The organism is Paenarthrobacter histidinolovorans (genome assembly GCF_014647595.1).
GTDB classification, from domain to species: domain Bacteria; phylum Actinomycetota; class Actinomycetes; order Actinomycetales; family Micrococcaceae; genus Arthrobacter; species Arthrobacter histidinolovorans.
Genome location: NZ_BMPM01000001.1, coordinates 72,031 through 93,528 on the forward strand (window position 1 = coordinate 72,031; position 21,498 = coordinate 93,528).

A 21,498-nucleotide genomic window follows, 5' to 3' on the forward strand; every position below is an offset into this window, starting at 1 on the left:
GCAATGCCCGAACTACCCACACCCATCCGGGTTGCACTCGTTGATGACCAGCAACTGGTCCGCTCGGGCCTTGGCATGCTCATCAATTCGCAGCCGGACCTCGATGTGGTGGCGGAAGCAGGCAACGGAATCGAAGCGCTTCAGGCGCTGAGCGCGACCACCGCGGACGTGGTCCTCATGGACGTCCGCATGCCCGGGATGGACGGAATCGAAGCCACCCGCCGGATCCTGGAACAAGCGGCAACCCAGCCCACGGGTTCGCAACGCGCAGAGGTGAAGATCGTCGTCCTCACCACCTTTGACCTGGACGAGTACGCGCTGGCCGCCATTCAGGCCGGAGCCAGCGGTTTCCTCTTGAAGGATGCCCCTCCGGAGGAACTCCTTGAAGCCATCCGCACCGTGTACCGGGGAGACGCGGTCATAGCGCCGTCCACCACCCGCCGCCTGCTGGACCACGTGGCACCCCTGCTCAGGTCGCAGACCCCCGGGCAGAGCGAGCACGCGGCCGCCGTCGAGTCCCTCACGAACCGCGAGCGCGAGGTGTTCCAACTCATCGCCCAGGGACAATCCAATCCCGAGATCGCAGCGGGACTGTTCCTCTCGGAAGCTACGGTGAAGACCCATGTGGGGCACATCCTGGCCAAGCTGGGAGCCCGGGACCGTGTGCAGGTAGTGGTCATCGCCTACGAGACCGGGGTCGTGGCCCCCGGGACCTAGACTCAGACCACGGTATGAGCATCGCCCGGCGACAATGGGCCCGCAGCCCGATCCCGCAGGCCGGCGCCGGATCATAGCGTGGAACCATGACGACATTCACGCCTCTCCCCCATCCTCCCGGAACCGGTCGCCCCACAGGTTCGGACGCCGCCCAGGCGCGTCCCGCCGTCGAGGCTTTCAACCTGACCAAGAGCTACGGCCGCGCCGATACCAGCGTGACGGCCCTGAACGAAGTCTCGGTACGCTTCGATGCCGGTAAGTTCACGGCCATTATGGGTCCGTCCGGATCCGGCAAATCTACGCTCATGCACTGCCTGGCAGGGCTCGATACAGCCGACTCCGGCAGGATCGTCCTGGGTGGGACAGAGCTCACCGGACTCAACGACCGCCAGCTCACGGCGCTTCGCCGCGAGCGGATCGGCTTCGTTTTCCAGGCTTTCAACCTGGTGCCCACGTTGACTGCCGAGCAGAACATCACGCTTCCGCTCGCCTTGGCAGGGACAACGGCCGACGCCGGATGGCTGGAAACCGTTGTTGGCACCCTTGGGTTGAAGGACAGGTTGAAGCACCGTCCGCATGAGCTGTCCGGCGGCCAGCAGCAGCGCGTGGCGGTAGCCCGTGCGCTGCTGACGCGGCCCGACGTCGTGTTCGGTGACGAACCTACGGGCAACCTGGACTCCAAGGCGGGCGGCGAAGTGCTTGCCTTGCTGCGCCGCAGCAGCCAGGAGATGGGCCAGACCATCATCATGGTGACCCACGATCCTGTGGCGGCCAGTTACGCGGACCGGGTGGTGTTGATGAGTGACGGCGGCCTTGTGGGCGAGATCCACCAGCCGACGGCGGACTCCGTCCTGACGGCCCTCGGCAAGCTGGGGGCCTGAGGCATGTTGCGCGTTGCCCTGTCCCAGTTGACGACGCATTTCCGGCGGTTCATTGCCATCGGACTTGCCGTCATGCTGTCCGTGATGTTCCTGTCCTCAACACTCATGGTCGGCGCCAGTACCAATGCCTCTCTGGGCGCCAGTATCGGGGAGGCCTACCGCAACGCCGATCTCGTCGCCACGTCCAAAAACGGCGAAGCTTTCACCCAGGCCGCGGTGGATGCTGCGGTGTCCGCCCCGGCAGTGGAATCCAGCTACGCCGAGCGGTCCACCTACGTGACGTTCCAGGCAGGTGGGGGCGAGCAGTACGGGCGCCTTCGGAACGCGGCCCCAGGTTCCTTGGAAGGTGCCGTGCTCAGTTCCGGTTCCATGCCTGCCAACGCCTTGGAGGCGGCGATCGACGTCAAGACCGCCGGGCACCTTGGCCTGGCGGTTGGCAGCACGCTGGTGTTGCAGGGCGGGGGTCCGGTCAAGAATGCGAAGGTCACCATTTCGGGCCTGCTCCAGGCCACCAACGACCCCTTCTCCTCCTCAGCGGCGCAGCTTGTTGCCACCGAGTCTGTCCTCAATGCAGTGCAGGACGCGGGCGCGGGGTACTCCGGGCTGCAGTTTGCCCTTAAACCAGGTGAAGATGTTTCTTCGGCCAAGGAATATATCGCCCACCGGATGGAAGCCGCGGGAGCGGTGGAGCCGGTGCTTGAGACCAGCCAGGAGAAGGTGACCTCAACGGTAGCCATGCTGAGCGCGGGCCAGGACCAACTGACGATTGTCCTTCTTGCCTTCGCAGGCATCGCCATCCTGGTCTCAACTTTGGTGGTGGCCAATACGTTCTCCGTCCTGGTGGCCCAGCGGACCAGGGAACTCGCGCTCCTGCGCTGCCTTGGCGCCGGACGGGGCCAGATCCGTGGGTCAGTCATGCTTGAGGCGCTTGTGGTCGGCTTCATCTCCTCGGTGCTGGGCGTCCTCGCCGCGACCGGCCTGATGACCGCCCTGATTGCATGGGCCAAGTCCCAGCCAGAGCGGGCGTTCGCAACGTTGGCGGTGCCGCCGTCGGCCATTATTGCCGGCTTGGTCGCCGGAACCCTGCTGACCGTGGTTGCGGCGCTGGTCCCGGCGAAGGCGGCCACCGCCGTCGCCCCTCTTGCCGCGCTGCGGCCGGCCGATGACGCCTCGGTGCGGAACCGTCGCGGCAAGGTCCGGCTCTTCGTGGGCCTGGCGGCTCTGCTCGGCGGAACGGTGCTGCTGGTGTACGGCAGCATCAACGTGGCGCTCGGGGTGGCCTTGGTGGGCGGCGCGGCCTCGTTTGTGGGCATCCTGCTGTGCTCCACGCTGTTCATCCCCACTGTGGTTGCCCTCGCCGGCCGCCTGGCTGCACCGGCCGGTGTCCCCGGCAAGCTCGCGGCAGTGAATGCCACCCGCAACCCTGCACGCACCTCGGCAACAGCAGCGGCGTTGTTGATCGGCGTCACCCTGGTTTCCCTCATGATGACCGGCGCAGCGACCTCCCGGCAGGCGTTCAACGACACCCTGGCGGAGAACTATCCGGTGGACCTTGCCGCTCAGACCGCGACGCAGGGGGCAGCTTCCGCCGACCCCGCACAGGCTATCCCGCGAATCAAGGGGCTCGACGGCGTCAGCGCCGCGGTCCTGCTCCAGCCCGTAGGGACGATCCAGGACGACACCTCCGGTGGAACCACCGTTTATGGGCTGTCCGCAGCTGATGCCGCAGCTGTCCTGCGGGACAACCATCTGAAGCCAGGCCCCGGCACGGTTTACTTGCCCGAAGACTCGCCGAAAGGTCCAGCCACGCTGACGACGGCGGGCGGCAAGGTCACCCTCGACTCGAAGGTCCTGCGGACCCGCCACGTCCCGGCGTTCCTGGAGTCCTCCAGCCTCACCTCCGGTCCCCTGCCTGGCACACCGGGCATGGTGTGGGTGAAGCTGGACGATTCCGTGTCCGGGGACCGGGTACAGGCGCTGCAGAAGGACATAGCCGCGGCGCTGGGCGTCAATGAGAGCGCCGTCAGCGGCGCCGCGATCGAGCGTGTCACGTTCAACAGCATCATCGATGTCCTCCTCCTGGTGGTCACAGGGCTCCTCGGGGTTGCTGTGGTGATCGCCTTGATCGGTGTCGCCAACACGTTGTCCCTCTCAGTCCTGGAACGGACCCGGGAGAACTCGCTCCTGCGCGCCCTTGGCCTGACGACCGGCCAGTTGCGTGGCATGTTGGCGATCGAAGCGGTGCTCGTGGCCGGCGTCGCCGCCATCATGGGCGCAGGCATGGGCATCGTGTACGGCTGGCTTGGCGCCCAGGCCACCTTGGGCGGCGTGGCGACCGTTGTTCCGACGGTGCCGTGGCTCCAGCTGGCGGCGGTCTTCGGAGTCGCGGTGGTGGCTGGTCTGCTGGCTTCGGTGGTACCGGCCCGCCGCGCGGCACGGTTGTCGCCGGTTGAAGGGCTTGCTACCGCGTAACCCCTCCGGCTGCTCATGGCACGCAAACGGGAAACGCTCTCCCGCTTCCCCGGTTTTATCCGGAGAAAGTGGGAGAGCGTTTCTTGTTCAGGGCTGGTAAGACCGCGAGGGTTTAAGGCTCGACAGGTTCCTCGTAACGCGGGAAGACGGGCGCCGGTGCCGGCAGTTCGGTGCTGGCCGCCAGCGGCGTGGCGATGGCAGCGAACTGGCGTGCGTCGCCTTCCGGCTGACCGAGGACGTCAAGGAGCTTTGCGGACGACGTCGGCATGACAGGTTGGGCGAGGATCGCTACGATCCGGACAACCTCCAACGTGACGTAGAGGACCGTGTTCATGCGCTCGATGTCCGTCTTCCGCAGCACCCACGGAGCCTGTTCGGCGAAGTAGGCGTTGGTATCGCCCAATACCGTCCAAATGGCCTCGAGCGCCCGGCTGAATTCCTGCTTTTCGAAGGCACTCCGGGCCGTCTCCAGCAACGCACCGGCTTGCTCCAGGAGTGCCTCATCCTCGGACGAGAACGCGCCCGGCTGCGGAACCCTGCCCTCGCAGTTCTTCGCCACCATGGACAAGGAGCGCTGGGCAAGGTTGCCGAAGTTGTTGGCGAGGTCCGCGTTCATGCGGCCCACGATGGCCTCGTGGTTGTAGTTGCCGTCCGCGCCGAATGGAACCTCACGGAGGAAGAAGTACCGGCACTGGTCCAGGCCGTACTGCGCCACGAAGTCCTGGGGGGCCACAACGTTGCCAAGGGACTTGGACATCTTCACACCGTTGTTGGTGAGGAAGCCATGGATCATGACGCGCTCGGGCAGTTCCAGTCCGGCACTCATCAGGAATGCGGGCCAGTAGATCGCGTGGAAGCGGGAAATGTCCTTGCCGATCACGTGCACATCGGCCGGCCAGAACTTCCTGAAGGCCTCCGATTCCACATCGGGGTAGCCCACGCCGGTGAGGTAGTTGGTCAGGGCATCGACCCACACGTACATGACGTGCTTTTCGTCGCCCGGGACCGGAACGCCCCAGTCGAAGGTTGTACGGCTGATGGACAAGTCCTCGAGGCCGCGCTTTACAAAGCTGATGACCTCGTTGAAGCGCGACTGCGGAGCACCAAATTCGGGCCGGGCTTCGTAAAGCTCCAGAAGCTTTTCCTGGTAGTTGGAGAGCCGGAAGAAGTAGCTTTCCTCGGCGGTCCAGGTGACCAGGGTGTCGGTTTCCTTGGAGTAGCGAAGACCGTCCTCCTTCACCACGGTGTCGTCCTCGACGTAGTACGCCTCGTCACGGACCGAGTACCAGCCTTCGTATTTGGACAGGTAAATGTCCCCGTTGGCTTCCATCTTCTTCCAGATGGCCTGCGATGCCGTGTAATGGTCCGGGTCCGTGGTGCGGATGAAGCGGTCGTGCGAGATGCCCAGGTCCAGGCTCATCTGCTTGAACGCAGCGGAGTTGCGGTCCGCGAGCTGCTTGGCCGTGAGACCTTCCTTCTCGGCGGACTGCTGCATCTTGAGGCCGTGCTCGTCCGTTCCGGTCATGAAGAAAACCTCATGCCCGTCAAGGCGCTTGAAGCGCGCCATGGCATCAGTCGCAATGACCTCATAGGCGTGGCCAATATGCGGCACGCCATTGGGGTAGCTGATTGCGGTGGTGATGTAGAACGGGGATTTCTCTGGAGACGTCACTCTAAGAAGTTACCTTTTTTTCGGATGAAATAGCTTAGTTAAGTTCGGTCAGCGTATCGCTGAGCCGCACCAGCTCGTGGTCGTGCGAAGCCACCAGCACGGCGATGCCATCACTGGTGGTGTCCTTCAGGATGCCAATGATGCGGTTGGCGGCCGCACGGTCAAGGCTTGCCGTCGGTTCGTCCACCACCAGCACGCGGGTGCCGAGGATCAGGGCACGTGCGATCGCCACACGCTGGCGCTCACCACCGGAAAGCTGGGCCGGGCGGTGGCGCATTCGACGCCCAAGGCCCACAAGATCCAGGAGGTCTTTCGCCATCTCCGTGCGCTGTTCGACTTCGCCGTCCGGGACAGCGGGCAGCAGCACGTTCTCCAAGGCGCTCATGCCATCGATCAGTGCACCACCCTGGTCCACGTAACCGATCAGCGCCCGGCGGCGGTCCGCGATTTCGTCGTCGCCCATGGCCTCCAGCGGTTGGCCCTCCCAGAAGACCTTGCCCGACGTCGGCAGCGTCAGTCCGGCGCTGACCGTCAGGATGCTGGTCTTGCCGGAGCCGCTTCGGCCTGCGACACAGTGCATTTCGCCGGCGTGGAGGGTCAGGTTGAAGTCGTCGACGACGTCGACTTCCTCAGCGCCGCCCTTGTCGCCGCCGTAGTGGATGGTAACCCGGCTCAGTTCCAGGGGTGTTGCGTGGTCAGCGGCTCTCACGATGGTGTTGGCCCTGGTCTGCAGCGACTCTTCCGTGGATTCCGGGGTGGCCGTCAGCTCGGGGTTGAGGTTGTCAGTCATTTGACTACTTTCGTTGCAATGGGAATCCAGCAAATTACGGCCAGCAGGCCGGCGAGCCCGGCCCACAGGGCTGCGTAGGGGGCCAGGAGCAAACCCAGCCCCAGGGCACCGAGGACACCCAGGGGAAGTGCCACTGTGCCGACAAGTGCGTTTTCGAAGAACCGGACCTGGCCCAGCATGTCCGGGTTCCAGCCCATGGCCCGCAAGGTACCAAGGTATTCCCGCTTGGCATGGAGCTCGAACCTGCCGGTGACCAGGGTCAGCAAGAGGCCCACCACGACGCCGAAGACGGCGAGGATCACGCTCGGTAAAGCAATGCTGGCAGCGGCCAGGCCACTGAGGGCGCTGGCACCCGCCGCGCGGGGGATGTCGATCAGCAGGGCGATCAGGGCACCCACAGCGGCGCCAAACACACCCACTGCGACAGCCAGGGAGATGGAGTTGAAGCGGTTGGTGGTCAGCTGCCTGTTGGCGAACGTCAGGGGTGAGTCAACGGTGACCAGCCGCTCGTCGTGCTGGGGTTCCTGGTCAATCACCACACGGTGCCGCAACTGCTGCGCTGCCAGGAGGGCAGCGGCACTGTAGATGACCAGCATGGTCACTGACACGATGACGGTGGCGATGTTCCAGCTCAGGAGGCTGAGGATGACGCCTGCAGCGGCCAGGGCCGCAGCGCCTACGGCAAACTCTTCGAGCACCCAGGACCGGATGCGCTTTTGCGTCCAGCCCATGGCCCGGAGGATGCCTGCCTCGCTTCGGCGCTGTCGGATGTAGCTGACAGTGGACGCTCCGGTGAGGAGCGTGGCACCCAGCAACGTCAGGAACAGCAGCGTGATGTTGGTTCCGGTCAGGGAGCCGGAGACGGCGTCAGCCGCATTTTGCCGGACCCATGACTGCTGGACGGTGCCCAGCGGAGACTCCTTGCCGGCGTCGTCCTTGCTGTATCCGGGCACGAAGATGTTGGCGTCTTCACGAGCGGAGCCGGCCACGACAGTGGCTTCCAGACCGAGCTCGCGGATCTGTGCAGCCAGCTTCTCGACCTCGGGCTGGGCTGTCTTCCAGTTGCCGGTGGCTGAGGCACGGACCCGCACGGCGTCAATGACGTTGGCGTTGGAGTCGTAGCCACGGGCAGCTGCAAGGCCGTAGTAATCGGTGATGGCGCCTGCGGACTGGCTGACCAGACCCGTTGCGCTGAGGGAGGGCTTGAGCTCCGAGCCCGCAACGTCTTTGCCTTCGGCGTCCTTGGTCAGGGTCATGGGCGTTGGGTCGTAACCGCCCAAGGGCAGTTTGTTCACGTCACCGGCCGCAGCCTGGACCGCGGCGGGGTCAAAGGTGCCATAGACCATGGGCAGGGGTGCCGCCGGCTTCTTGCCGGTCTCAAGGTCTTCCCGGTACGAGCGCTCGTCCACGGGCTTGCGCTGGGTCTGGTCCACGGCAGCGCCGAAGGAGGACTTCTCTGGCAAACGGTTGACCGTTACCCAGTCCCCCGGGGTCGCGCTCTTGTCGGAAGCACCGTTGGCGGCTTCGTCGCCGTCCTTGTACTTCGGGGCGGCGGCGAACGCAGTGCTCCAGGTGGCGGGGTCGTAAAGGCCCTGGCTGAAGGCGGCGGTGCTGCCCAGCAACTGGCTGTGGTCAGTGGATCCGGGCCACTGCAGCGCGAACGGAGACTTCGAAACGAACGGCAGGTAGTCCTTGTCCAAGGACTTGGTGACGGTTCCTACGTCCTTGACCACGTTCCCGTTGGAGTCCAGTTCCTCGATCTTCACCGAGTACTTCAGGTCCAGGGACGTGCCCGTGCGAACGATCAAGGGAATGGCCTTCGAATCAGCGGTCAAAAGTCCGTCCCGTTTGGCCTGCTGGTACTGCGTCATCAGCGGCGCCCAGTACTTGAGCTTCACACCGAGGAAATCCGGTCCCTCTTCAAGCTGGTCCATGGTGAGGCCCGTGGTGAAGAGGCTTTCGAAGTGGCGGCCGATCGCGCCCGCGTCGCGGGCGTCTGCGGGCGGAGCCTTCTCCAGCGGCGCGAGGAAGTCGCCGGCCGAACCCAGCAGCGCCCTTTCGGCGGCTGGATCAACGGCGACGACGGACTCTGTCACCTCCGGCGCCATGGGAAGGGCGACGGAGAGATTGAAGAGGTTGTGCTCGGAGCCGAGAGCGGGCGCCGGGAATTTGATGCCCGTTTCACCGTCGGGGCCGGCAATGCGAACGTTGCTGCCGCCTGCTGCCTGCTGCTGTACCAGGCGGCCCTTGCCCAAAGTGCCTTCGGCGCTGGTCTTGAAGAGTGTTTGCTCCTTGACGCCGTCCGAGCTCGTGGCCGAAGCGGTCAAGCGGTACTTCTTGGGAGAATCGGAGAACACCGACTCCGCGGCGGGCCACTTGCTGGAATCCATGGCTGAGGGGTCACCGGCCGTTACGGCTCCGGCGAGTCCTGAGTTGTACCCCAGGTAGTCCATCGCGTTCAGGCGCGGAGCTTCAAGGTTCTGGGACACCCGCGAGACCAGGCTGATGGGGGCTGCCACGGCTGTCTGGCCCATGCCCCGGATTTTCTCCAACTGGTCAAAGCTGATTCCGCCTTGGCCATTGGCGATTTCCGGCTGGATCAGGGAACCACCGTCGTCCTTTTGTGACTGGTCAGGCTTGGCCTGGACCAGGATGTCGTAGAGTCCCCGCGAGTTCTCGTCCACTGTCCGGTTCAGGGCCGCCTGCGACTGGCTCTGGACGAGGACGGACAAGCACATTGCGACGATCAAAATGGCCGCGGTCAGCAGCAGCACACGGCTTCTGATGAACCTTTGGACGGCGTTCATTGGGCTCCCTGAGACCTTGATTGCGGGCGCGCACACGTGGTCCGGTAATCCTGAAAAGACACAGCGGAATACCGGGCTGGGTGTGCTGAAAGTTGTGGCCGGCCTGCTGCCGGGTCCGAATCCCGGACCCAGCCATTGTAAGCAGACCGGCCACTTCTGCGTGCCAAAGGTGTGTCGCCGGCACGCGGACTTCAGCTGATGTGAATCAGTCCTAGTCCTCCAGGTCCACTTCGCGTACCATGTCTGCACCGATACCGGCCTTGATGGCTTCCAGTACCTGCTGCGGAACAGAGCTGTCGATGGTCAGCAGCGCAAGAACCTGGCCCCCTTCGGTCTGGCGGGCCACCTGCATGCCGCCGATGTTGATGTTGTTCATGCCGAGAATGTGGCCGATAGTACCGATCACGCCCGGGCGGTCGGCGTATGCCACCACCACGAGGTGCTCGCTGATCGGGATCTCCACGTCGTAGCCGTTGACACCAACGAGTTTCTCCACCTGCTTGGGACCCGTCAGCGTACCTGCCACGGAGATCTGCGAACCGTCGCTGAGGGCACCGCGGATGGTCAGGACGTTGCGGTAGTCCTCGGCATCCGGAGTCGTGATGAGCCGGGTGTTGATGCCGCGCTGCTCGGCGATGACCGGCGCGTTGACGTAGGAAACCTGCTCCGTGACAACATCGGCGAACACACCCTTCAGCGCTGCCAGCTCGAGCACCTTGACGTCCAGTGCGGCGATCTCACCGGCAACTTCGACGTCGATCTGCGTCAAAGAAGCGTGGGTGAGCGCAGTGAAGATCCGGCCCAGCTTTTCGATCAGCGGGATGCCGGGACGAACGTCGGGAGCAATGACGCCACCGGCAACATTCACGGCATCGGGCACGAGCTCGCCGGCGAGGGCCAGTCGGACGGACTTGGCGACGGAAACGCCGGCCTTTTCCTGGGCTTCGTCGGTGGATGCGCCGAGGTGCGGGGTCACAATGACGTTGTCGAGTTCGAAGAACGGCAGGTCGGTGCTGGGCTCCTTGACGAAAACGTCAACGCCGGCGCCGGCAATCTGGCCTTCCTTCAACGCGATGAAAAGGGCTTCCTCATCAACCAGGCCACCACGGGCAACGTTGATCACATACGCGGATTCCTTCATTTTCCGGAAGGCGTCGGCGCCCAGCATGCCCACCGTTTCCGGCGTCTTGGGCATATGGATGGTGATGAAGTCGGAGTTCTCCAAAAGTTCATCGAGGGTGACCAGCTTGACGCCCAGCTGCGCGGCCCGGGCAGAGGTGATGTAGGGGTCGTAGGCGAGGATTTCGGTTTCGAAGCCCTGGAGCCGTGCTGCCACCAAGGCGCCGATGCGGCCCAAGCCGATGATGCCGATCTTCTTCTCGAAGAGTTCAATGCCGGTGTACTTGGATCGCTTCCATTCGCCGTTCTTCAGCGCCGAGCTGGCCTGCGGAATGTGGCGGGCGAGGCTGAGGATGTGACCCACAGTGAGTTCAGCGGCCGAGACGATGTTGGACGTCGGTGCGTTGACCACCATGACGCCGGCCTGCGTCGCGGACTTGATGTCCACGTTGTCCAGTCCTACTCCGGCACGGGCAATGACCTTGAGGTTCTTCGCTGCGGCGATTGCCTCGGCGTCCACCTGGGTGGCTGAGCGGACCAGGATGGCATCGACGTCGGCGATGGCAGACAGCAGCTGGGAACGGTCGGCACCGTCGGTCTGGCGGATTTCAAAATCCGGGCCCAATGCCTCGACTGTTGCGGGCGAAAGTTCCTCAGCGAGGAGGACAACGGGTTTGCTGGCTGACACGGGGTGGCACCTTACTTTGGACAACTTGGGACAGAACTGGACAAGGAGCGGATGCGTGGCCCGGGGCACGGCGCCGGGACCAGCCCAGAATATCGAATCCGGGCCTTGTTTCCGGTGCCGGCGAGGGATGTTACGGCCGGACCGGAAGCGATGTGAAGAACTTCACAGCACCACCGGGCATGCAATTCGGTGGAGAAACGGTGCTGGAAACGGCGGCGCCCGCCCGGCTGAATATCGCCGGACGGGCGTCGCTGCTTAGTGCTGGTGCAGGGCTGCTGCCACGCGGGGCAATCAGCGGGCTGCGGAACCCTCGACGTAGTCGGCGTCCTGCTGCTGCCAGGAGAACAGTGAACGCAGCTCGCGGCCAACTTCTTCGATCGGGTGCTGCTCGGCCTTGGCGCGGAGTTCCTTGAACTCTGTTGCGCCGTTGTCCTGGTCGTCGATGAAGCGCTTTGCGAAAGCACCGTTCTGGATGTCCGCGAGGACAGCCTTCATGTTTTCCTTCACCTCGGGAGTGATGACCCGGGGACCGGAGACGTAGTCACCGTACTCAGCGGTGTCGGAAACGCTCCAGCGCTGCTTGGCGATGCCGCCCTCCCACATGAGGTCAACGATGAGCTTGAGCTCGTGGAGAACCTCGAAGTAGGCGATCTGCGGCTGGTAGCCGGCTTCGGTGAGGGTTTCGAAGCCGTACTGTACGAGCTGGGAAACGCCACCACAAAGGACGGACTGCTCGCCGAAGAGGTCGGTTTCGGTCTCTTCGGTGAAAGTGGTCTTGATGACGCCGGCGCGGGTGCCGCCGATTGCCTTGGCGTAGGACTTGGCCAGATCCCAGGCGGAACCGGAAGCGTCCTGCTCGACAGCGATGATGTCCGGGATGCCACGGCCGGCTTCGAATTCGCGGCGCACAGTGTGGCCCGGCGCCTTCGGGGCGATCAGGATGACGTCAACGCCGGCCGGCGCCTCGATGTAGCCGAAGCGGATGTTGAAGCCGTGGGCGAACGCCAGTGCCTTGCCCTCGGTCAGCTTGTCCTTGATGGAGTCGTTGTAGATTGCGCGCTGGTGCTGGTCCGGTGCCAGGATCATGATGACGTCGGCCCATTCGGCGGCGTCGGCAACGTTCTTGACCGTGAAACCTGCGTCCTCGGCCTTGGCGGCCGACTTCGAGCCGTCCTTGAGTGCAATAACAACCTCGACGCCGGAATCGCGCAGGTTCAGTGCGTGGGCGTGGCCCTGGGAGCCGTAGCCAACGATGGCTACCTTGCGGCCCTGGATGATCGACAGGTCTGCGTCGTCGTCGTAGAACATTTCAGTCACTTGCGTAACTCCTCTTGAGTGGTTTTTCGTAGATATTGATGTGGTGCTGCGGTTCTGGACGCAACGCTCGGCAGGATGGGCCAACGACATCCGCTGACCCATCACGCCTGGTTTTACGCGGAGCGTAGCGCCCTGTCACTCATGGAGCGGGATCCCCGTCCAACGGCCAAGGTGCCGGACTGCACGATTTCACGGATGCCGAACGGCTCGAGCACTGACAAGAGTGCAGCGAGCTTCTCGGGGGTACCGGTTGCCTCGATCACCAACGAGTCTGTGGACACGTCGACGACAGCGGCACGGAACAGGTCTGCAGCCTGGGTAACCTGCAGACGTGTCGCGGCATCCGCACGTACCTTGACCAGGATGTGGTCACGCTGTACGGAAGATTCGGAAGTCAGCTCCACAATTTTGATCACGTTGACCAGTTTGTTGAGCTGCTTGGTGACTTGCTCGATGAGGTCGCCGTCGGCATCGACGACGACCGTCATGCGGGACATCCCTGGAACCTCGGTGGGGCCCACGGCAAGTGAATTGATGTTGAACGCGCGCCGGGCGAAGAGGCTGGCCACGCGGGTCAGCACGCCGGGCTTGTCTTCGACCAGAACGGACAATGTGTGACGGGTCATGCCTAGTCCTCCTCTTCCCATTCCGGGGTCATGTTGCGGGCAACCTGGATCTGGTCGTTGCTGACACCCGAGGGCACCATCGGCCACACCATGGAGTTGGGGCTCACAACGAAGTCGATGACCACCGGGCGGTCATTGATCTCAAGCGCCTTCTGGATGGTGGCGTCGATGTCCTCGTCGCGCTCACAACGCAAGGCTGCACAACCATAGGCGTCCGCCAGCTTGACGAAGTCCGGAATCCGGACGGTGTCGTGGCCAGTGTTCAAATCGGTGTTCGAGTAGCGGCCTTCGTAGAACAGGGTCTGCCATTGGCGGACCATGCCCAGCGAGGAGTTGTTGATGATGGCCACCTTGATGGGGATGTTGTTGATGGCGCAGGTAGCCAGTTCCTGGTTGGTCATCTGGAAGCAGCCGTCTCCGTCAATGGCCCAGACCACTCGGTCCGGCTCACCAACCTTGGCACCCATCGCTGCCGGAACGGAGTAACCCATGGTTCCTGCACCACCTGAGTTCAGCCAGGCATGGGGGCGCTCGTACTTGATGAACTGGGCGGCCCACATCTGGTGCTGGCCAACGCCTGCAACATAGATGCCTTCCGGACCCGTGAGTTCACCGATCCGCTTGATGACGCGCTGCGGGGCAGACAGTCCGTCTTCGGGCTCCGTCCAACCCAGCGGGTAGGTATCGCGCAGGTTGCCCAGGAAGGCCCACCACGCGTCGAGGTCCGGAGCGCCGCTCTGCTCGAACTGGGCCTTCACGGCCTCCGTGAGTTCCGGGATGATTTCCTTGACCGAACCGACGATCGGGACGTCGGCTGTACGGTTCTTGGAGATTTCCGCGGGATCGATGTCGGCGTGGATGACCTTCGCAAAGGGCGCGAAGGTCTTCAGGACACCTGTCACGCGATCATCGAAGCGCGCGCCGAGGGTGATCAACAGATCTGCCTGCTGGAGGGCGGTGACCGCCGAGACCGAACCGTGCATGCCGGGCATGCCGACGTGCTGCGGGTGGGAGTCCGGGAACGCTCCACGGGCCATCAGGGTGGTGACCACAGGGGCGCCGGTAGCCAGCGCCAGTTCCATCAGTTCGGCAGATGCGTGGCCCTTGACCACACCGCCGCCCACGTAGAGAACAGGCTTGCTGGATGCTGCGATCAGCTTGGCAGCTTCGCGGACCTGCTTGTTGTGCCCACGGACCACGGGACGGTACCCGGGAAGATCCACCTTCGGTGGCCAGGAGAAGGTCATCTGGCCAACCTGGGCATCCTTGGCGATATCCACCAGGACAGGACCGGGCCGGCCGGTGGATGCCAGGTGGAAAGCTTCGGCCATGACATGCGGGATGTCGTTGGGGTCGGTCACCAGGAATGAGTGCTTGGTGATGGGCATCGTGATTCCCACGATGTCCGCTTCCTGGAAGGCATCGGTACCGATGACTCCGCTGGCGACCTGGCCGGTGATGGCCACCATCGGCACGGAGTCCATGTGGGCATCCATGATGGCGGTAACGAGGTTGGTGGCACCGGGTCCGGAGGTGGCGATGCAAACGCCAACCCGTCCGGTAACCATGGCGTAGCCTTGCGCGGCGTGGCCGGCTCCCTGTTCGTGACGGACCAGGATGTGATTCATGCTGGAGGCCATCAAGGGGTCATAGGTGGGCAGGATCGCGCCACCGGGCAAACCGAAAATATCGTCCACGCCGAGTTCTTCGAGCGAACGGACAATTGCTTGCGAGCCGGTCATCACCGTCGGGGGTACAACGGTGTTCGGCCCAAGTACAGGAGAGAGAGGTGCAGCAGCGTCGACGACGACGGCCTCAGCCGTGCGGTCGACCTTTTCCGGAGCTTTGTGGGCTCCAGCGGACTTTGCAGCCATCAGCGAGGGGCTGATCGGCGATCCTTTGCTCATCGGACTCTTCCTTAGTGGATCTTCAGTTGATGTGTCTTGCTTCGGGGAATAAAAAAACCCCTCAGCCTTGCGGCTCTTCGAGGGGTTTGCGCGTGACGGTTCGTTACCAGTCGGGCTAAGCCACGCGCTTGGTAAGGACGACGACGCCGACGGTAACGAATGTGATCATGCGTTCAGTGTTCCCTCAAAGTGAGATACGTGTCAATTGACCACTATCGTATCTCACTATTTGGACAGCGATGTCCGCCTGCCGGACTCCACTCCGAGGTCGGAGCGGAGCCGTGGACAGGAAATTATCCGCAGTAGGCTCCCGTGGAAGCACTGTGGACCAGTTTGGCGTACTTGGCGAGGACACCCTTGGTGAACTTGGCGGGAAGCGGCTGCCAGCCCTCCTTGCGGGCTTCGAGCTCCGCTTCATCGACCAGGAGGTCGAAGGAGCGGGCAGCGATGTCGACGCGGATGCGGTCGCCGTCCTGCACGAAGGCGATCGGACCGCCGTCGACGGCTTCAGGCGCAACGTGGCCGATGCACAAGCCGGTGGTTCCTCCCGAGAAGCGGCCGTCGGTCAGCAACAGCACATCCTTGCCGAGGCCGGCACCCTTGATGGCGCCGGTAATGGCAAGCATTTCGCGCATGCCGGGGCCGCCCTTGGGGCCTTCGTAACGGATAACCACGACGTCGCCCTTGTGGATCTCGCCGTTGTCCAAAGCGTTGAGGGCACCTTGTTCGCGCTCGAACACGCGGGCCGTTCCTTCAAAGACGTCAGCGTCGAAGCCGGCGCTCTTGACCACGGCGCCCTCCGGAGCCATGGTGCCGTGAAGGATGGTGATGCCGCCGGTCTTGTGGATCGGGTTGTCCAGGGCGCGGAGGATCTTGCCATCAAGGTCCGGCGGGTTAATCGAGGCGAGGTTTTCGGCGAGGGTCTTGCCGGTAACGGTGAGGCAGTCGCCGTGCAGCAGACCGGCGTCGAGCAGTGCCTTCATGATGACCGGCACGCCACCGATCTTGTCCACGTCGGTCATGACGTAGCGGCCGAAGGGCTTGAGGTCACCCAGGTGCGGGATTTTGTCGCCGATGCGGTTGAAGTCATCCAGCGTCAGCTCGACTTCGGCTTCGCGGGCGATGGCGAGCAAGTGCAACACGGCGTTGGTGGACCCGCCGAAAGCCATGGTGACGGCGATGGCATTCTCGAACGCCTTCTTGGTCATGATGTCGCGGGCGGTGATGCCCAGGCGCAGGAGGTTGACCACAGCTTCGCCGGACTTGCGCGCAAAGTCATCACGACGGCGGTCTGCCGACGGCGGTGCCGCCGACCCCGGCAGGGACATGCCAAGGGCCTCCCCGATGCACGCCATGGTGTTGGCCGTGTACATGCCGCCGCAGGCACCCTCGCCGGGACAAATGGCTTTTTCGATGCGGGTGAGGTCTTCCATGCTCATCTTGCCGGCGGCGCAGGCACCCACCGCTTCGAAGGCGTCGATGAGAGTGACTTCCTTCTCCGAACCGTCTTCGAGTTTGACCCAGCCGGGCATGATCGAGCCGGCGTAGAGGAACACCGAGGCCAGGTCCAGGCGGGCTGCTGCCATGAGCATCCCGGGAAGGGACTTGTCACAGCCGGCCAGCAAAACCGAACCATCGATACGCTCGGCCTGCATCACGGTTTCCACGGAGTCGGCAATGACTTCACGGGAGACGAGCGAGAAGTGCATGCCCTCGTGGCCCATGGAAATGCCATCTGAAACGGAGATCGTGCCAAATTGCATCGGGAAGCCACCGCCGGCATGGACGCCTTCCTTGGCGCCCTGCGCGAGCCGGTTAAGGGAGAGGTTGCAGGGGGTAATTTCGTTCCACGAGCTCGCGACACCAATCTGGGGTTTGGCAAAGTCGTCATCGCCCATGCCGACCGCGCGGAACATGCCACGGGCAGGAGCGGCATGGATGCCATCGGTGACCACCCGGCTGCGGGGTTTGATGTCCGGCGTGTTGTCTGTAGCAATGTTGGTGTCGGTCATGACCAAAGTCTATGTGTACCTGGTGGCGGCTGGGCTTGTTCCCCGCCGGGTTAAGCCCGAACCGGCAAATATTGCGCCAACCCGCCACCTGTGAGGTCCACCCGCAGGGTCAGGATTCGTCCAGCTGGCCGGCGATCCCGGCCGCCTCGGCCTGGAGCATGTCCAGTACACGGGCAATCGTGGATCGTGCGGCCACCTCCTGCCGCGCCAGGGCCACAATGCTTCTGCTCGCCTTCACTCCCGTCAAAGGCCGCAGGACCAATCCCCTCCGTGCACTCGCGCGGGCCGTATAGCGGGGAAGGAGGCAGATACCGTGTCCAGCTCCCACCAAAGCCTCCAGCACCCGCAGGTCCGGATAGCGCTGGCCGCGCGTGGCGTGCTTACCTGCATGGACTTCGATTTGCCGAAGGACAGCGTCAAAAGGGAATCCTTCCGGAACGCCAATCCAAGGGTGGTCCACCACATCCTCCGGAGTCAGCCGTGCTTTGGACGCCAGCGGGTGCCCGGCAGGCATTGCGACGTCGAGTGCTTCCTCCAGCAGCGGGATTACCGCGAGTCCGCGCCGGGCAAAGACCTCGGGGCCGTCCACGCTGTGGGCCAGCACGATGTCATAGTCGGCCACCAACGGAGCGAAATGTGCCGTGCCCGGATCCTCGAAATGCGCATCGAAGCCCAGCCCCTCCACGGCTGCCACACGATGCAGCATTCCCGGCAGCAGCATCTCTGCAGCGCTTGGAAAGAACGCCGCTGAAACGTGGGTCTGCCAGCCTTTCCGGTAGCTGTCCACGGTGGACTCGGCGCGGGCCATGGCGGTGGCGATTTCGGCTGCTGCGGCCGCCATTGCCTGTCCGGCTTCAGTGAGTTGCACTCCCCTGCCGGCCTTTTCCACCAGGGTTACTCCCAATTCGGCCTGCAGTGTCTTCAACTGCTGGGAAACGGCAGACGCGGTGACATTCATCGCATCTGCAGTGGCGCCCACGCTTTGGCGGTCTGCCAACTCGCGCAGGATCTGCAGCCTTTTGAAGTCCATGAAGCCAGACTAGGTGACTCGAAGGAATTCACTCCAAAGAAATTGCCGGCCGCCCTTCCTAAGTAATCTGATCAATTCCGGGACCGGCCGCTCAAACGCTGGACAGCCCAATAGCAGGCACGTAACGTCGGAAATACCACGTACTGCACCCCTGTGAGCAGAAGGGCACCCGCCATGGATTGGTTAATTTGGGTCATTGTCATTGTTTTGGTCGTCGCGATTGTTTGGTGGCTCATGAGCCGCAACAAAACCTCGAATACCGCCGCAAGCCAGCCTCCCGCAGCAATGGAGCCCACCAATACCGGGACCGTGCCGGATCCGGGTGCGGTGACGGCCGGAGTCGCCGGACTGGCCGGAGTGACCAACCTGGGCAAGGCAGCCGCCCAGGGCAGCGGACCAACCGGCGACGAACCGCCCAGTGAAGTTCAGGACAGTGAAGTTGAACGCGCTGAAGTTGAACACCGTGAAGTTGAACGCGCTGAAGAAGCAGTAGAACCTGCCGGCGAAACAGCTGGACCTGCCGTTGGCGAAGCAAGCGTTCAACCTGGGGATTTCGACGCCAACGCCGAGCGGCATGAGCCCGCAACGCCGGGCCTGACGGTCGATGAACCCGTCATCGCTGTCCCGGTTGTCGAGGAGCCGGTGGTGGACGAACCGGTAGTGGACACCGATGCCAAACTGCATTCGGCGGACGCCGGCGACGTAGACGACTGGCAGGATGCGCCCATGGCAGAGGTCACAGCAGACGACGTCGCCAGGGCCGATGAGGCAGCCGACAAAGCCGAATGGGAATCATCCTGGACTGATGCAGGAGGCGCCCCGGTCCATCACCAGGAGTACACCGCTCCACACTCCCCCACGCTTCCCGGCGCCGAAAGCGCCGCCGCTGAAGACACTGTTGAAGACACCACTGCTGAAGGCACCCCAGCTGAAGGCACCACAGCTGAAGACACTCCAGTTGAAGAAACCGGCCCGTCCGGACACCTCGCGGCGGAGGAACCCTACGGAACCGGTTCGTCCAGCACGCAGCGCGAAGGCCATCCGGTCAAGGCAATTGCGGCGACCATGACCTACCACGATGAAGACGCCGCTGATTACAACGACGTCGAAGCCGACGTCTGGTTCGAATCCGCCGCCCACGCTGAAGCCGCCGGATTCCGGCCGCCCCGGCGCAGCAGACACTGAACAGCAGACACTGAGCAGCAGGCACTGAGCAGCAGACACTGAACAGGCCGCCAGGAAACCCTGGCGTCAGGAACCAACACACAGGGTCATGGGGCAACGGAGCGTGGGAAAACAGTCATCAAGACAACGGCGCCTGGCGGCGGGCTTCGCGCTTGCCTTGGCGGTGACAATTTCAGCCTGCACTGGAGACGCCTCCTCGCCCGGCACTGCCGCCACCCCACCTCCTGCCGGCTCCGGAACCGGCCAGGCTCCGCAGACGGCACTGCCGGCGCCTGATGTCGTGCAAAAGCTCGACGTCGGCTTGCAGCTGCCGTGGTCTGTGGTCTTCCTGCCTGACGGCACCGCCGTGGTGTCCGAACGTGATTCAGCGAAAGTCGTGAAGATCAAGGACGGCCGGGCGACCCCCATAGCCGAGGTACCCGGCGTCGTTCCTGGAGGAGAAGGCGGGTTGCTGGGACTTGCCTTGTCGCCATCCTTCGCCTCCGATCGCTGGCTCTATGCCTACCTGACGTCGGCAACTGACAACCGGATCGCCCGGATGCGCCTCAGCGAGGATGCCTCGGGGGCTTTGGGCCTTGGGGCGCCCGAGGTCATCTTCGCGGGCATCCCAAAGGCCTCTACCCATAACGGAGGGCGCATTCGCTTTGGCCCGGACGGGATGCTCTACGTCGGCACCGGAGACTCCCAGCGGAGGGAGCAGCCGCAGGACACGAACGCTCTGGGCGGCAAGATCCTACGCCTGACCCCGGAGGGGCGCCCGGCACCTGGCAATCCTTTCGGGGACAGTCCCGTTTACAGCTACGGGCACCGGAACGTCCAAGGCCTGGCCTGGGATGCCGACGGCAGGCTGTGGGCAAGCGAGTTCGGCCCCGATGTGGATGACGAGCTGAATCTCATCACACCAGGAGGCAACTACGGCTGGCCGCTGGTGACGGGAGCACCAGGCCGAAGCGGACTGACCGACGCGAAGGTCGTTTGGCCCTCGACGGCCGAGGCTTCGCCGAGTGGACTGGAAATCGTCAATGGGGTGGCTTACACCGGCGCCCTTCGTGGCCAGCGGCTCTGGGCCGTTCCCCTCGACGGTCCAACAGCACAAACTCCTGTGGCTTATTTCACAGGTGAATACGGCCGTTTGCGCGACGTCGCCCGTGCTCCGAACGGCGATCTGTGGGTGCTCAGCAACAACAAAAACCCTGACTTTGCGCTGATTTTGCGGGGCAACCCGTGAAGCGCGCCAAGCGCGGGATCCCGATTTCACACTTCGGACCAAGTCGTGTAGAGTTACATGTCGTTGCGGAGATCGCCGGGGAAGGAAACGCCCCACGGATGATCGAAATCAACAGCTGCACCTCTAGCTCAACTGGCAGAGCAATTGACTCTTAATCAATGGGTTCCGGGTTCGAGTCCCGGGGGGTGCACCACTGAAAGACCCTGGAGTGAATTCACTCCAGGGTCTTTTGTTTTTCCTCTGGAATGCAACCGCACACCGTGGTGGGCGTCACCTTGAGCGTGGTTTTGAACCCACGAATTGTGGTGTAGAGTTATTTGTCGTTGCGGAGGTCCGCAGGGAATGGGAATTCCTTCCGGGACCGAAACAATAGCTGCACCTCTAGCTCAACTGGCAGAGCAATTGACTCTTAATCAATGGGTTCCGGGTTCGAGTCCCGGGGGGTGCACAAAGGCAAAAGGCTCCGGATCGTTTACACGATCCGGAGCCTTTACTTTTTGTACCGGCAGGAATTCCCGGCGGGCAAGTGCCCGGCCGGTTTTGAATCAGGCCTGCGGCACGTCGCTTTGGACTTCCTGGGATTCCTGCTCCGGCGCTGGCAAGCCCGCGAGCCCCCGGACAACTATCCTGAGTTCCTCGCGCAGCCTCGCAGTATCCACAGCAACGGGCGACAGCACTTCCTGCTCCAGCTTCACGGCTTCCGCAAGGGCTGCACTGCCGGCCTCTGTCAGGGTGACCACGTGGCTTCTGCGGTCAGAGTCGCTGCGCTGGCGGGTAACGTGCCCGTGCAACTCAAGCCTGGCAAGGGTGGTCCCCATGGTCTGGGCTTTGACCCTCGCAACTTCGGCCAATGCCGCCTGGGTAATTGCACCCTTGGCTGCAAGTACTTGCATGGCAATGACACCAGCGTGGGTAAGGCCGATGGACTTCAATTTTTCGTTCCACGAGATTTCCACCAGGCGCGCAGCTGTCGAAAGCAGTCGGGTAGTGGGCCATCTCTCCATATCTGGCATGCCGACAGTATATGCGCGCAAGGGCCGGGGACGC

Annotated in this window: 15 protein-coding genes and 2 tRNA genes; 7 read left to right on the forward strand and 10 right to left on the reverse strand. The window is 63.4% G+C overall.

Annotated elements, in window-relative coordinates:
• Window positions 1-3 precede the first annotated feature (3 nt).
• The 3 genes from IEY62_RS00340 (at window position 4) to IEY62_RS00350 (ending at window position 4,070) form a co-directional block, all read left to right on the forward strand.
• Complete coding sequence (locus IEY62_RS00340; protein WP_189012948.1) at window positions 4-717, forward strand: response regulator; 714 nt, start codon at window positions 4-6, stop codon at window positions 715-717.
• A gap of 86 nt (window positions 718-803) precedes the next feature.
• Window positions 804-1,598, forward strand: coding sequence for an ABC transporter ATP-binding protein (locus IEY62_RS00345; RefSeq protein WP_189012950.1), 795 nt, complete (start codon window positions 804-806; stop codon window positions 1,596-1,598).
• Between the two features lie 3 nt (window positions 1,599-1,601).
• A complete protein-coding gene (locus IEY62_RS00350) occupies window positions 1,602-4,070 on the forward strand; it encodes an ABC transporter permease (protein ID WP_189012952.1) in 2,469 nt (822 codons plus the stop codon).
• Between the two features lie 112 nt (window positions 4,071-4,182).
• Here the strand turns inward: IEY62_RS00350 and metG are convergent, their stop codons facing one another.
• The 9 genes from metG to IEY62_RS00395 form a co-directional block, all read right to left on the reverse strand.
• Window positions 4,183-5,742: a methionine--tRNA ligase gene (gene metG, locus IEY62_RS00355; RefSeq protein WP_189012954.1), complete on the reverse strand. Its 1,560-nt coding sequence runs from the start codon at window positions 5,740-5,742 to the stop codon at window positions 4,183-4,185.
• Window positions 5,743-5,776: 34 nt separating this feature from the next.
• The gene (locus tag IEY62_RS00360; RefSeq protein ID WP_189012963.1) at window positions 5,777-6,532 is read right to left on the reverse strand and encodes an ABC transporter ATP-binding protein; all 756 of its coding nucleotides are present in this window, start codon (window positions 6,530-6,532) and stop codon (window positions 5,777-5,779) included.
• Window positions 6,529-9,339 (reverse strand): FtsX-like permease family protein, encoded by a 2,811-nt coding sequence (locus IEY62_RS00365; RefSeq protein WP_189012964.1) that lies wholly within the window; start codon window positions 9,337-9,339, stop codon window positions 6,529-6,531. Before IEY62_RS00365 ends, IEY62_RS00360 begins: the two co-directional genes overlap by 4 nt.
• A 211-nt stretch (window positions 9,340-9,550) precedes the next feature.
• Complete coding sequence (gene serA / locus IEY62_RS00370) at window positions 9,551-11,146, reverse strand: phosphoglycerate dehydrogenase (RefSeq protein ID WP_189012965.1); 1,596 nt, start codon at window positions 11,144-11,146, stop codon at window positions 9,551-9,553.
• Window positions 11,147-11,437: 291 nt separating this feature from the next.
• On the reverse strand, window positions 11,438-12,463 hold the full coding sequence (ilvC, locus tag IEY62_RS00375) for a ketol-acid reductoisomerase (RefSeq protein WP_189012966.1): 1,026 nt from the start codon (window positions 12,461-12,463) through the stop codon (window positions 11,438-11,440).
• 113 nt (window positions 12,464-12,576) lie between these two features.
• Complete coding sequence (ilvN, locus tag IEY62_RS00380; RefSeq protein ID WP_021470923.1) at window positions 12,577-13,089, reverse strand: acetolactate synthase small subunit; 513 nt, start codon at window positions 13,087-13,089, stop codon at window positions 12,577-12,579.
• Window positions 13,090-13,091: 2 nt separating this feature from the next.
• Complete coding sequence (locus IEY62_RS00385; protein ID WP_189012967.1) at window positions 13,092-14,996, reverse strand: acetolactate synthase large subunit; 1,905 nt, start codon at window positions 14,994-14,996, stop codon at window positions 13,092-13,094.
• Window positions 14,997-15,289: 293 nt separating this feature from the next.
• Entirely contained in the window at window positions 15,290-17,008 is a 1,719-nt protein-coding gene (gene ilvD, locus IEY62_RS00390) for a dihydroxy-acid dehydratase (protein WP_189012968.1), read from the reverse strand.
• Between the two features lie 109 nt (window positions 17,009-17,117).
• Window positions 17,118-18,038 (reverse strand): LysR family transcriptional regulator, encoded by a 921-nt coding sequence (locus IEY62_RS00395; protein WP_189012969.1) that lies wholly within the window; start codon window positions 18,036-18,038, stop codon window positions 17,118-17,120.
• Window positions 18,039-18,212: 174 nt separating this feature from the next.
• On the opposite strand from IEY62_RS00395, the gene IEY62_RS00400 reads away from it, so the two are divergent.
• From IEY62_RS00400 to IEY62_RS00415, 4 genes are all read left to right on the forward strand, one after another.
• Window positions 18,213-19,223: a sunset domain-containing protein gene (locus tag IEY62_RS00400; protein WP_229784962.1), complete on the forward strand. Its 1,011-nt coding sequence runs from the start codon at window positions 18,213-18,215 to the stop codon at window positions 19,221-19,223.
• 88 nt (window positions 19,224-19,311) lie between these two features.
• Complete coding sequence (locus IEY62_RS00405) at window positions 19,312-20,451, forward strand: PQQ-dependent sugar dehydrogenase (protein WP_189012970.1); 1,140 nt, start codon at window positions 19,312-19,314, stop codon at window positions 20,449-20,451.
• Between the two features lie 117 nt (window positions 20,452-20,568).
• Window positions 20,569-20,644: transfer RNA gene (locus IEY62_RS00410), tRNA-Lys, on the forward strand.
• Between the two features lie 182 nt (window positions 20,645-20,826).
• Window positions 20,827-20,899 (forward strand) — tRNA-Lys (locus IEY62_RS00415).
• A 97-nt stretch (window positions 20,900-20,996) separates the two neighbouring features.
• Here the strand turns inward: IEY62_RS00415 and IEY62_RS00420 are convergent.
• Window positions 20,997-21,464, reverse strand: a complete 468-nt coding sequence (locus tag IEY62_RS00420) for a MarR family winged helix-turn-helix transcriptional regulator (RefSeq protein WP_229784963.1) — start codon at window positions 21,462-21,464, stop codon at window positions 20,997-20,999.
• Window positions 21,465-21,498 lie beyond the last annotated feature (34 nt).

What these genes read in the sequence shown, in the direction of transcription:
- IEY62_RS00405 (WP_189012970.1), top strand. Translation starts at nt 19,312, where the DNA reads ATGGGGCAACGGAGCGTGGGAAAACAGTCATCAAGACAACGGCGCCTG.
- IEY62_RS00350 (WP_189012952.1), top strand. Translation starts at nt 1,602, where the DNA reads ATGTTGCGCGTTGCCCTGTCCCAGTTGACGACGCATTTCCGGCGGTTC.
- ilvN (WP_021470923.1), bottom strand. Translation starts at nt 13,089, where the DNA reads ATGACCCGTCACACATTGTCCGTTCTGGTCGAAGACAAGCCCGGCGTG.
- IEY62_RS00420 (WP_229784963.1), bottom strand. Translation starts at nt 21,464, where the DNA reads ATGCCAGATATGGAGAGATGGCCCACTACCCGACTGCTTTCGACAGCT.
- IEY62_RS00360 (WP_189012963.1), bottom strand. Translation starts at nt 6,532, where the DNA reads ATGACTGACAACCTCAACCCCGAGCTGACGGCCACCCCGGAATCCACG.
- IEY62_RS00385 (WP_189012967.1), bottom strand. Translation starts at nt 14,996, where the DNA reads ATGAGCAAAGGATCGCCGATCAGCCCCTCGCTGATGGCTGCAAAGTCC.
- IEY62_RS00340 (WP_189012948.1), top strand. Translation starts at nt 4, where the DNA reads ATGCCCGAACTACCCACACCCATCCGGGTTGCACTCGTTGATGACCAG.
- IEY62_RS00365 (WP_189012964.1), bottom strand. Translation starts at nt 9,339, where the DNA reads ATGAACGCCGTCCAAAGGTTCATCAGAAGCCGTGTGCTGCTGCTGACC.
- IEY62_RS00400 (WP_229784962.1), top strand. Translation starts at nt 18,213, where the DNA reads ATGGATTGGTTAATTTGGGTCATTGTCATTGTTTTGGTCGTCGCGATT.
- IEY62_RS00395 (WP_189012969.1), bottom strand. Translation starts at nt 18,038, where the DNA reads ATGGACTTCAAAAGGCTGCAGATCCTGCGCGAGTTGGCAGACCGCCAA.
- IEY62_RS00345 (WP_189012950.1), top strand. Translation starts at nt 804, where the DNA reads ATGACGACATTCACGCCTCTCCCCCATCCTCCCGGAACCGGTCGCCCC.
- ilvD (WP_189012968.1), bottom strand. Translation starts at nt 17,008, where the DNA reads ATGACCGACACCAACATTGCTACAGACAACACGCCGGACATCAAACCC.